Here is a 12,000-nt window from a genome sequence, read left to right as displayed (position 1 = left end):
TGAGTTCTAACAGCCAAACTACTTAGGTAGCGAGGCAAACAAATTAGAGTCTCAATTGAAAACTGAGTGACCAACAGAATAGTTATTTCGGTAATTATTCGGCACAGTCAATTCAATATCGAAAGATATTAAAAAATTCAGAATTCATTGAGCTGTCGAAAGACATAAAACTTTTTAATTGAAGAGTTTGATCATGGCTCAGATTGAACGCTGGCGGCAGGCCTAACACATGCAAGTCGAGCGGTAACAGAAAGTAGCTTGCTACTTTGCTGACGAGCGGCGGACGGGTGAGTAATGCTTGGGAACATGCCTTGAGGTGGGGGACAACAGTTGGAAACGACTGCTAATACCGCATAATGTCTACGGACCAAAGGGGGCTTCGGCTCTCGCCTTTAGATTGGCCCAAGTGGGATTAGCTAGTTGGTGAGGTAATGGCTCACCAAGGCGACGATCCCTAGCTGGTTTGAGAGGATGATCAGCCACACTGGGACTGAGACACGGCCCAGACTCCTACGGGAGGCAGCAGTGGGGAATATTGCACAATGGGCGCAAGCCTGATGCAGCCATGCCGCGTGTGTGAAGAAGGCCTTCGGGTTGTAAAGCACTTTCAGTCAGGAGGAAAGGTTAGTAGTTAATACCTGCTAGCTGTGACGTTACTGACAGAAGAAGCACCGGCTAACTCCGTGCCAGCAGCCGCGGTAATACGGAGGGTGCGAGCGTTAATCGGAATTACTGGGCGTAAAGCGTACGCAGGCGGTTTGTTAAGCGAGATGTGAAAGCCCCGGGCTCAACCTGGGAACTGCATTTCGAACTGGCAAACTAGAGTGTGATAGAGGGTGGTAGAATTTCAGGTGTAGCGGTGAAATGCGTAGAGATCTGAAGGAATACCGATGGCGAAGGCAGCCACCTGGGTCAACACTGACGCTCATGTACGAAAGCGTGGGGAGCAAACGGGATTAGATACCCCGGTAGTCCACGCCGTAAACGATGTCTACTAGAAGCTCGGAGCCTCGGTTCTGTTTTTCAAAGCTAACGCATTAAGTAGACCGCCTGGGGAGTACGGCCGCAAGGTTAAAACTCAAATGAATTGACGGGGGCCCGCACAAGCGGTGGAGCATGTGGTTTAATTCGATGCAACGCGAAGAACCTTACCTACACTTGACATACAGAGAACTTACCAGAGATGGTTTGGTGCCTTCGGGAACTCTGATACAGGTGCTGCATGGCTGTCGTCAGCTCGTGTTGTGAGATGTTGGGTTAAGTCCCGCAACGAGCGCAACCCCTATCCTTAGTTGCTAGCAGGTAATGCTGAGAACTCTAAGGAGACTGCCGGTGATAAACCGGAGGAAGGTGGGGACGACGTCAAGTCATCATGGCCCTTACGTGTAGGGCTACACACGTGCTACAATGGCGCATACAGAGTGCTGCGAACTCGCGAGAGTAAGCGAATCACTTAAAGTGCGTCGTAGTCCGGATTGGAGTCTGCAACTCGACTCCATGAAGTCGGAATCGCTAGTAATCGCGTATCAGAATGACGCGGTGAATACGTTCCCGGGCCTTGTACACACCGCCCGTCACACCATGGGAGTGGGTTGCTCCAGAAGTAGATAGTCTAACCCTCGGGAGGACGTTTACCACGGAGTGATTCATGACTGGGGTGAAGTCGTAACAAGGTAGCCCTAGGGGAACCTGGGGCTGGATCACCTCCTTATACGATTTAGAACTTATTTGTTCGTAGTGTCCACACAGATGATTGTTAATTAGTGCTTGTCCCTTTGGGATAACTAATTAATATGCTCTTTAAAAATTTGGAAAAGCTGATAATAAAATTCTGATAGATACATTGTATTTATCAAGAGTTTTCAAAAGTAAAAAAGAATGGTAGCAGTACCATTCAGTGCCATTTGATTAACGTTTTACGTTGATTGATTGGTATCTACTTTAGTATTCAATATTAACTTCTGGCGAAGTTAAGCTGTCACAAAACAAAGACCCGTTTGGGTTGTATGGTTAAGTGACTAAGCGTACACGGTGGATGCCTTGGCAGTTGGAGGCGATGAAGGACGTATTAACTTGCGATAAGCCTAGTCAAGCTAGTAAAAAGCGCTTGAGACTAGGATTTCCGAATGGGGAAACCCACCTGCTTGCAGGTATCGTTAACTGAATACATAGGTTAACGAGGCGAACGCGGAGAACTGAAACATCTAAGTACCCGTAGGAAAAGAAATCAACCGAGATTCCGAAAGTAGCGGCGAGCGAAATCGGAACAGCCCTTAAGCTTATTATGTGTTAATGGAAGGCTCTGGAAAGTGCCACGATACAGGGTGATAGTCCCGTACATGAAAAGACATTTTAAGTGAAATCGAGTAGGTCGGAGCACGTGAAACTTTGACTGAATATAGGTGGACCATCATCTAAGGCTAAATACTCCCAACTGACCGATAGTGAACCAGTACCGTGAGGGAAAGGCGAAAAGAACCCCTGTGAGGGGAGTGAAATAGAACCTGAAACCGTGTACGTACAAGCAGTAGGAGCCCACTTGTTGGGTGACTGCGTACCTTTTGTATAATGGGTCAGCGACTTATATTTTGTAGCGAGGTTAACCGAATAGGGTAGCCGTAGGGAAACCGAGTCTTAACTGGGCGAATAGTTGCAAGGTATAGACCCGAAACCCGGTGATCTAGCCATGGGCAGGTTGAAGGTTGAGTAACATCAACTGGAGGACCGAACCCACTAACGTTGAAAAGTTAGGGGATGACCTGTGGCTAGGAGTGAAAGGCTAATCAAACCGGGAGATAGCTGGTTCTCCCCGAAATCTATTTAGGTAGAGCCTCGGACGAATACTTACGGGGGTAGAGCACTGTTAAGGCTAGGGGGTCATCCCGACTTACCAACCCTTTGCAAACTCCGAATACCGTAAAGTAATATCCGGGAGACACACGGCGGGTGCTAACGTCCGTCGTGAAGAGGGAAACAACCCAGACCGCCAGCTAAGGTCCCAAAGTCATAGTTAAGTGGGAAACGATGTGGAAAGGCCCAGACAGCCAGGAGGTTGGCTTAGAAGCAGCCATCCTTTAAAGAAAGCGTAATAGCTCACTGGTCGAGTCGGTCTGCGCGGAAGATGTAACGGGGCTAAACTATGCACCGAAGCTGCGGATTCAGAATTTATTCTGAGTGGTAGGGGAGCGTTCTGTAAGCGGTTGAAGGTGTACCGGGAGGTATGCTGGACGTATCAGAAGTGCGAATGCTGACATGAGTAACGATAATGGGAGTGAAAAACTCCCACGCCGGAAGACCAAGGGTTCCTATCCCATGTTAATCAGGGTAGGGTAAGTCGACCCCTAAGGCGAGGCCGAAAGGCGTAGTCGATGGGAAACAGATTAATATTTCTGTACTCGATATAATTGCGATGGGGGGACGGAGCAGGCTAAACAAGCATGGCGTTGGTAGTCCATGTGAAAGTGAGTAGGTTGGCGACTTAGGTAAATCCGGGTTGCTATTAAGACTGAGACACGAGACGAGTCACTACGGTGATGAAGTTGTTGATGCCATACTTCCAGGAAAAGCCTCTAAGCTTCAGATTATATGGAATCGTACCCCAAACCGACACAGGTGGTCAGGTAGAGAATACTAAGGCGCTTGAGAGAACTCGGGTGAAGGAACTAGGCAAAATCGTACCGTAACTTCGGGAGAAGGTACGCTCCTATCTGTGATGAGACTTGCTCTCTAAGCGGACGGGAGCCGCAGTGACCAGGTGGCTGGGACTGTTTATTAAAAACACAGCACTGTGCAAAATCGCAAGATGACGTATACGGTGTGACACCTGCCCGGTGCCGGAAGGTTAATTGATGGGGTTATCCTTAGGGAGAAGCTCTTGATCGAAGCCCCGGTAAACGGCGGCCGTAACTATAACGGTCCTAAGGTAGCGAAATTCCTTGTCGGGTAAGTTCCGACCTGCACGAATGGTGTAACCATGGCCACGCTGTCTCCACCCGAGACTCAGTGAAATTGAAATCGCAGTGAAGATGCTGTGTACCCGCGGCTAGACGGAAAGACCCCGTGAACCTTTACTACAGCTTGGCACTGAACATTGAACCTACATGTGTAGGATAGGTGGGAGACTTTGAAGCAGCGACGCTAGTTGTTGTGGAGTCGTCCTTGAAATACCACCCTTGTAGTTTTGATGTTCTAACGTTGGCCCCTGAATCGGGGTTACGGACAGTGCCTGGTGGGTAGTTTGACTGGGGCGGTCTCCTCCTAAAGAGTAACGGAGGAGCACGAAGGTTGGCTAAGTACGGTCGGACATCGTACGGTTAGTGTAATGGTAGAAGCCAGCTTAACTGCGAGACAGACACGTCGAGCAGGTACGAAAGTAGGTCATAGTGATCCGGTGGTTCTGAATGGAAGGGCCATCGCTCAACGGATAAAAGGTACTCCGGGGATAACAGGCTGATACCGCCCAAGAGTTCATATCGACGGCGGTGTTTGGCACCTCGATGTCGGCTCATCACATCCTGGGGCTGAAGTCGGTCCCAAGGGTATGGCTGTTCGCCATTTAAAGTGGTACGCGAGCTGGGTTTAGAACGTCGTGAGACAGTTCGGTCCCTATCTGCCGTGGGCGTTTGAGAATTGAGAGGGGTTGCTCCTAGTACGAGAGGACCGGAGTGAACGAACCGCTGGTGTTCGGGTTGTCATGCCAATGGCATTGCCCGGTAGCTACGTTCGGAACTGATAAGCGCTGAAAGCATCTAAGCGCGAAGCAGGCCTCGAGATGAGTTCTCACTAGACTTTTAAAGTCTCTGAAGGGCCGTTGAAGACTACAACGTTGATAGGCAAGATGTGGAAGTGGTGTGAGCCATTAAGCTAACTTGTACTAATTACCCGTGAGGCTTAACCATACAACGCCAAACGCGTTTTATGCGACAGTTTAGACAGAAGTTAATATAACTAAAGTAGATATTACTTAAGAAAGACTTAAAAAATATTATCAGATATTTTCCAAATTCAAGAGGTGACTCTTAGCGCGTAGCGTTAACATTGAGGCACCTTGCGCAAAGAAAATGGTAGCACTACGTGCTTGTCATTGATTCTTTGCACCTAATTTGCTTGGTGACAATAGCGTTTTGGACCCACCTGACTCCATGCCGAACTCAGTAGTGAAACGAAACAGCGCCGATGATAGTGTAGCATTTGCTATGTGAAAGTAGGACATTACCAGGCTTCAAATTGTAGAGAGCCCGATTCGAAAGAGTCGGGCTTTTTTACGTCTGCAGAAAAGTGAAATGTGCGCAATAAACACACACTCATATCAACATCATCACGCAGGGCGGGCGAGCGCAGCGACCCCCGACGCTAGAATCACACCAAAAACCCTCAATACCCCAGTCGGCCAATAAAGTAGCATTTGTTATGTGACTTTCTACCGCTGTGGGCACTACGACATCACCAGACCTCAAATTTTAGAGAGCCCGACTAAAAATAGTTGGGCTTTTTCACGTCTGCAGAAAAGTAAAATGTGCGCAGTTAACACACACTCATACCAACACCCATCATGTAGGTCGGGTGAGCTTAGCGACTCCCGACGTTAAAATCACATCTAGGAGTGTGTAATTAATATTTATAAAAGTAGGATTGTTAATGAGTGCAGAGATATTTAGTCGTTAATCATTACATAAAATTTTATCTAGTTGTCCTGTTCTCATTTTTATATAGATACTTCTAATAAAGTACTTAAGAAAACTGTACTATTACAGGTGTTTTAAAATAACTATAACGAGAAATATATGAAATTATTAACTGCAGTAACTTTATTACTTGCTTCATCGACAGTCTTTGCACGCCCTGCACCGTTAGTGTCTATTCCTACTCATGATGCCTTTTTTAATAGTATTGCAGCGCATTGCGGTAAAGCTTTTGAAGGTGAAGTAGCGGTAGATAACGCGAAAGGCCCAAGCTCATTTACAGATAAAAAACTGGTTATGCATGTACGTAAATGTAGTGAGACTGAGTTACAAGTACCGTTTCATGTAGGAGGCGATGCATCACGTACATGGATCATAACTAAAACGGGTAGCGGCTTGAGTTTAAAGCACGATCATCGTCATAAAAATGGAACAGACGACGCATCAACTATGTATGGTGGCCATACGCTTGATGCAGGGTTTGCGCAAATGCAGTCGTTTCCAGCAGACCAATACTCTAAAGAGTTATTTGTAAAACAAGGTCTTGCGCAGTCTGTAGGTAATACATGGCAAATGTATATTTACCCAGAAGTATTTACTTATCGATTAATTCGTCAAGGACGTGAGTTTAAGGTGGATTTTGATTTAACTAAACCGATTATTCCACCATCAGCACCTTGGGGTTATAAAGACTAAGATTACTTACCCTTACTTGTATCTTCTTTCGTTTCGCATTGGAGTAAAACACTTAAATCTGGTTGGTAAGCACGTGGTTTTGTTGGAAAGCGTTCGTACTCTTGCACGCCTTCAAGTACTTTCAACATAAAGGTATTGCCGCGGCATAGACGGTCAGCATGACGTAACAAAAATACACTTTGATTGGTAAAGTGTTTGTAATCGTCTGACTGGATTTCTATTTTATAGTTGTTTTCGCCAATTTGTGTTTGGTAGTAATGTACTTTGTTATCAAAGTCGTAGAGCTTCTCGGTTTCGGCTTTTTCAGCAAGTGCAGTATTTGCACTTGAAAGGGCCACCAGCGTAGCGCCTATAAATAAGCGTGGTGTGTTTATTCCTTTCATAAAATGTATCCTTTAATTTGCGAACTTTATACCCATTAATAAGAGTAATAAGGTCGATTTCTTTACGTATTAGTCTAACACCCAAAAAGGGAAAGTGTGATGTTCAAACAAATAAAACAACTTTTTGCTGTATTCGATGAACAGCAGCCAAGTATGCAAGAGCACGATTTAAAAACAGCGGTTGCTGCATTATTAATTGAAGTTATGCGCGCAGATACCAAGCTTGAACATGATGAACAACGAACCCTGACTGTAACCTTAAAAAAGTACTTTAATTTAACAGACACTGAGGTTAATGAGCTTACTAATAATGCGGCAAGTAGCTTAGATGATTCGATAGATTACTTTCAGTTTTCAAAGCAGATTAATGAGCATTGTAGCGCGGCGCAGCGAATAGAAATAATAGAGTTATTATGGCGCTTAGCGTATGCCGATGGAGAAATAGATCCCCAAGAAGACTACGTTATACGTAAGGTAGCAGGGCTTTTATATGTAACGCATACCGACTTTATCGCCGCCAAAATAGCAGCGACAAAGTAATTAGTTATTTAGGCGTGCAAGTTATCTTAACTTACTTGCAACGCTTACTAACTGATGAGCGAGGGCTGATACTTTTTCAGCCGTTACAGGTTCATTTATTTGCCCATTTTCATTAAACAATGTGTGCACAGCGGGTACTGCAAGTTGATCGGCAAGTACTAACGATCCAATGCCGCTTAATATATCACGCACATGATTTAAACCGCGTAAGCCGCCAAGCCCACCAGGCGATGCTGCAAACAAAGCAACCACTTTATTACGAAAAGCAGGAACAGCACCTTGCTCTGTACGCGATGCCCAATCAATCGCATTTTTTAGTGCTGCGGTAATAGAGCCGTTGTACTCTGGGCTTGCTAGTAAAATACCGTCGGCTGTACGTAGCTTATCTTTTAAAAGCTGTACATCGCTTGGTGTACCTTGCGCTTCAATATCTTCGTTAAATAGTGGGATGTTTAATTCGTTTAGTTTTATTACTTCTACTTCAGCACCTGTTTGTAGAGCAAAACGTGCTGCCTCATTAATAATTTTTTGATTAAAGCTTTCTTGGCGAAGGCTTCCAGCTAGGGCGATAATTTTTGGTGCTGACATGGTAGTGGCCTTTTAATGTTTTAAGTTACATGACTAATGTAGCAAAATTTCACTTGTAGAAAACCCTAATAAACGCAACACTTGTGTGCGTATATGCACATAAGTAAAAGGTAGGCAGCATGGCGATAAAATTTGAAGATTGGCAAGACGTTAAAGTTGCGTTTGAAGTGGCACGGTTAGGCACGCTAACAGCAGCGGCCGAGGAGCTTAATGTGCACCACAGCACAGTGCTTAGGCGAATTAATAATCTTGAAAAAAACTTAAATGCACGGCTTTTTCATCGCCATGCTCGTGGCTACAAGGTTACTGAAATTGGCACCAAGTTATTTGCAACAGCACAAACAATCCATAGCTCCTTAGAGCAGTTACATAACGATATAGTAGCGGCCGATAGCACCCTTAGAGGTAGTTTGTTGCTAACGACGGTAAGTGGCTTCATGGATGTCCTTGGTGATGTATGTGAGCAATTTCAGGCGCTACATCCACAAGTGCAGCTTGAGGTTATTTTAGAACAAAAAAGGCTAAGGCTCGATCACGGACAAGCACATATTGCAGTGCGTGCAGGCCCAAGACCTGATGAAGGCGATTATATTGCTCAGCATTTGGCGCAGCTTTCATCGGGTTTATACGCTAATAAACGTTACATTAATAAATACGGTATGCCTAAATTATTAATTGATTTACAACAACATAACTTTGTATCGGGCGTGGCAGGTTTTAATGCCCGCGTGCCTTATTTTGCATGGGCTGATGAGCACATTCCTGCATCGCAAATAAAGCTGCGAGTATCTGAAACTGCAGAAGCGACTCGTGCAATCATTAAAGGGCTAGGCATTGGCGGATTACAACATGACGTAGCGGCGCAATATCCTGATTTAGTGCCTATATTGCACAGTGAGTTAAGCTGGCCTACCGATGTATGGTTAGTCACGCATCACTTAGTGCATCGTACTGCTAAAGTACAAGCTTTTGCAGGGTTGTTAAAAACACACTTTAGTAAGTTAGCTGCTAATCAATAGTTTTAGCTGTATTTTAAATGATTATAGTATTTTTTTTACTTCTATTCCTAGGCGTTTAGCCAAGCGTACTAAGTTTGCTCTATCTAATTCAAGTACTCTTGCTGCTGCCGACCAGTTGTAGTTATGCTGTTTTAATTGCTCGGTAATTATGTTGTATTGCAACGATTCTACAGCTTGTTTTAAAGGTTGGTTGATTAAGGCGTTCGCTGTACTTCGGCTCTCTGCTATAGGGGGTTGCAGCGCACTCGGTGTTAAATCACAGTGCTCGCTTGTAATAGTTATTATTGGATTTTGCCATTGGCTTTGTTTTGCTTTTAGGGCGCTGCGGCTAATGACATGTTCAAGCTCGCGAACGTTACCTGGCCAGCTGTACTGATTAAGCAATGCTTGCGCTTCGGGGCTTAGTTTTAATTGTTTTATCCCTAATTTACGGGCTGTTTGCTCAATAAAATAACCAGCTAAGAGTGTTATGTCGTGCTCGCGTTTACTAAGTGGTGGCACAGTAATAGGGTAGACACTGAGGCGATGGTATAAATCGGCTCTAAAGCGACCTTGAGCTACTTCTTCTTTTAAATTTCTGTTGGTTGCAGCAACGACGCGTACATCTACGTACTTTGGCGTGTCTTCTCCTACCGTTTGTATTTCGCCACTTTGTAGCACTCGTAATAGTTTACTTTGCATGGCCAGGGGCAGTTCGCCAATTTCATCTAAAAATAACGTGCCGCCATCAGCTAATTGAAATTTACCTTGGCGCGAATTTTGTGCGCCTGTAAAAGCCCCTTTCGCATGACCAAAAAATTCACTTTCGGCAAGATTTTCGGGAAGCGAGGCACAATTTAAGTGAATAAGCGGTTGATCTTTTCGAGCTGAATTTAAGTGAATGTTACGCGCAACAAGTTCTTTCCCTACCCCTGTTTCACCTAATATCAGCACGCTAAAGTTAGATGCTGCAACGAGTTTAATGTCGTTTTTAAGTGTTTGCATTAGCGGACTTTGGCCAATAATTTCACCGCCGTCCCGTGTTAATGCTTCACGATTTAGTTCTTGTACTAATGCACTTGAGTGCTGTGCATGCTGTTTGTAATGGGCAAGTTCTAAGGCCGTTTTAAAGTGCGCGCTACACAGCGTTTGTAAGGTATTGAGTGTATCAGCGCTTATGCTGTTAAATGCATTGGCGTTAAGGCTATCAAACGTAAGTACGCCAAGTAGCGCGTTTTTATCATAAAGAGGTAAACCTAAACATGCATGTACCGGTATGTCGCCGGTTTTAGCTAATAGCAATCCGTCGTATGGATCGGGTAGTGGGCAGTCGTGCGCAAATTGAAGCGCGAGTGTGCTTTTGCAAATAGCTTCTAGGCGAGGGTGTTCTACTATTTTAAATCGTCTGCCTAAACTGTCGGGCATTAATCCTTTAATTGCCAGGGGTTTTAATTGTTCGCCCTGAAGCACTAATAACGCACTTGCATCACTAGGAATAACCCGCTCAACCGTTGCTAGTAATTGATCAAAGCTATGCTCGTGTAGTGTACTTTGAGCAAGCTCTAGAGCAACTTGTGTAAGGTTGAATTGCTGGTTCACGTCAAAATGACCTATTTGTGTTTTTATGAGTTAATTTATAGTAGGTCATAAAGACTCACACTGTAAAGTGATTTAATTTAACTTGTTGAATTTAATTAATTAAACTTGTTGGCACAGTATGTGTAATAGCTAAGTAACGTAGTTAGTTACAGAGATCGCCATGAACACACTAATGCTGAATAATTTAAATAATCAAACACAGTTTAGTTCACTGCATGAGGCACTAGCGTGCGCTGAATACTTTTTTGCTCAGTATGGTGTAGGGCAGGAAATAAAATAATGCGCCCTATAAACTTAACAGAGCCAATGCCAGCACGCGTTGCTATTCATCAAGTATCTCAATGGCCGTTATGGATGCTAGCTTTTAGGCCTTTCTTTTTAGGCGGTGGCTTATTGGCATTTTTGTCAGTGGGGTATTGGCTACTTATTTTAACAGGCCATACAAGTTGGCACTTATCGATACCTGCGACATTATGGCACGCGCACGAAATGCTGTTTGGCTTTGCAGGAGTTGTAGCTGTTGGCTTTTTACTTACCGCAGCACAAACGTGGACAGGCGTGCCGAGTATAAGTGGCAAAGCCCTTATGTGGCTTACGTTTATATGGCTTGCAGCGCGCTTAGCATTTTTTGTAGCACTGCCAGATATTACTCATTTTAATTTATATGCTGCACTTACATTACAAGTTATTTGGTGGCTAGGCGCCATAACCGCGTTGGCTAATATGTTATTAAAAGCCAATAGCAAAAGTAACTATCCGTTTTTAGCTATTTTAGCTGTGCTTTGTGGGCTCAATGTATTGTATTTAATACTTGTTTTACAACAAAACATGCAGCTTGCACTTGGTGTGGTTGATACCGCAGTACTGGTAATTACTTTACTAGTTGGCATTGTTGCGGGCCGCGTTTTACCATTTTTTACCGCTAAAGGTTTAGGTTTAGCCGCACAAGTTCGCACTCCTAAAATAGATAAAGCGGTGATGTATTTATCTATTGTGGCTATCACTTTATTTTTCATCAACAAGTTGTTTTTGAACACGATTAATCCTGCGTTAGTTGTTGCAACTGTTGCTGCGCTTCACCTGCTTAGGGCTGGTTGTTGGTGGGATAGCAAGGTATTGAGAGTGCCGTTGTTATGGTCTTTACATTTTTCCTACTTAGCGTTAGGCGTAGGGTTAATGATGGTTGCATTTAGCTTTTATAGCAGTGCAATACAATTTAAAGATGCGCTGCACTTAATCACTATTGGCACAATAGGTATGATGATTTTAGCAATGATGACGCGTGTATCGCATGGTCATACAGGGCGTACACTCGCTATTCCTCATTACATGGCTGTTGCTTTTGCACTTGTGTTAGTAGCCGCTATTACTCGCTCATTACTCCCTTTTGTTATTGGACCACACTTAGCTTGGCAAATAAGTGCTTTGCTGTGGTTAGTAGCTTTTTCATTATTTTTAATTCACTGCACACCTATATTAACGCGGCGTCGTGTTGATGGGCGTCGTGGTTAGTTC

The 12,000-nt window shown here is 44.4% G+C and carries 7 protein-coding genes and 3 rRNA genes; 7 read left to right on the top strand and 3 right to left on the bottom strand.

Features of this window, described 5'->3' with window-relative positions:
- Window positions 1-175 precede the first annotated feature (175 nt).
- From AC5NT5_RS16225 to AC5NT5_RS16210, 4 genes are all read left to right on the top strand, one after another.
- Window positions 176-1,711, top strand: a 16S ribosomal RNA gene (locus tag AC5NT5_RS16225).
- A 297-nt stretch (window positions 1,712-2,008) separates the two neighbouring features.
- A 23S ribosomal RNA gene (locus AC5NT5_RS16220) occupies window positions 2,009-4,898 on the top strand.
- Between the two features lie 207 nt (window positions 4,899-5,105).
- Window positions 5,106-5,220, top strand: a 5S ribosomal RNA gene (gene rrf / locus AC5NT5_RS16215).
- The 16S, 23S and 5S rRNA genes sit together here, the layout of an rRNA operon.
- A gap of 563 nt (window positions 5,221-5,783) precedes the next feature.
- A complete protein-coding gene (locus AC5NT5_RS16210; RefSeq protein ID WP_494514332.1) occupies window positions 5,784-6,377 on the top strand; it encodes a hypothetical protein in 594 nt (197 codons plus the stop codon).
- Between the two features lie 2 nt (window positions 6,378-6,379).
- Here the strand turns inward: AC5NT5_RS16210 and AC5NT5_RS16205 are convergent, their stop codons facing one another.
- The gene (locus tag AC5NT5_RS16205) at window positions 6,380-6,760 is read right to left on the bottom strand and encodes a hypothetical protein (RefSeq protein ID WP_494514331.1); all 381 of its coding nucleotides are present in this window, start codon (window positions 6,758-6,760) and stop codon (window positions 6,380-6,382) included.
- 99 nt (window positions 6,761-6,859) lie between these two features.
- Between AC5NT5_RS16205 and AC5NT5_RS16200 the strand changes: the two genes are divergently transcribed.
- A complete protein-coding gene (locus AC5NT5_RS16200; protein WP_002959645.1) occupies window positions 6,860-7,300 on the top strand; it encodes a tellurite resistance TerB family protein in 441 nt (146 codons plus the stop codon).
- A 21-nt stretch (window positions 7,301-7,321) separates the two neighbouring features.
- On the opposite strand, the gene AC5NT5_RS16195 is transcribed toward AC5NT5_RS16200, so the two are convergent.
- Window positions 7,322-7,888 (bottom strand): NADPH-dependent FMN reductase, encoded by a 567-nt coding sequence (locus tag AC5NT5_RS16195; RefSeq protein ID WP_008138682.1) that lies wholly within the window; start codon window positions 7,886-7,888, stop codon window positions 7,322-7,324.
- A 119-nt stretch (window positions 7,889-8,007) separates the two neighbouring features.
- Here AC5NT5_RS16195 and AC5NT5_RS16190 point away from each other — a divergent pair, with 119 nt between their 5' ends.
- Complete coding sequence (locus AC5NT5_RS16190; protein WP_138489798.1) at window positions 8,008-8,907, top strand: LysR family transcriptional regulator; 900 nt, start codon at window positions 8,008-8,010, stop codon at window positions 8,905-8,907.
- 21 nt (window positions 8,908-8,928) lie between these two features.
- Here AC5NT5_RS16190 and norR read toward each other — a convergent pair whose 3' ends face one another.
- Window positions 8,929-10,485, bottom strand: coding sequence for a nitric oxide reductase transcriptional regulator NorR (norR, locus tag AC5NT5_RS16185; protein ID WP_494514330.1), 1,557 nt, complete (start codon window positions 10,483-10,485; stop codon window positions 8,929-8,931).
- A 279-nt stretch (window positions 10,486-10,764) separates the two neighbouring features.
- On the opposite strand from norR, the gene AC5NT5_RS16180 reads away from it, so the two are divergent.
- The gene (locus AC5NT5_RS16180; protein ID WP_494514329.1) at window positions 10,765-11,997 is read left to right on the top strand and encodes an NnrS family protein; all 1,233 of its coding nucleotides are present in this window, start codon (window positions 10,765-10,767) and stop codon (window positions 11,995-11,997) included.
- The last annotated feature ends 3 nt before the right edge of the window (window positions 11,998-12,000 follow it).

The sequence above is a fragment of the Pseudoalteromonas sp. J2K-J599 genome (assembly GCF_059295115.2).
This window is presented reverse-complemented; position numbering and strand designations above follow the sequence as displayed.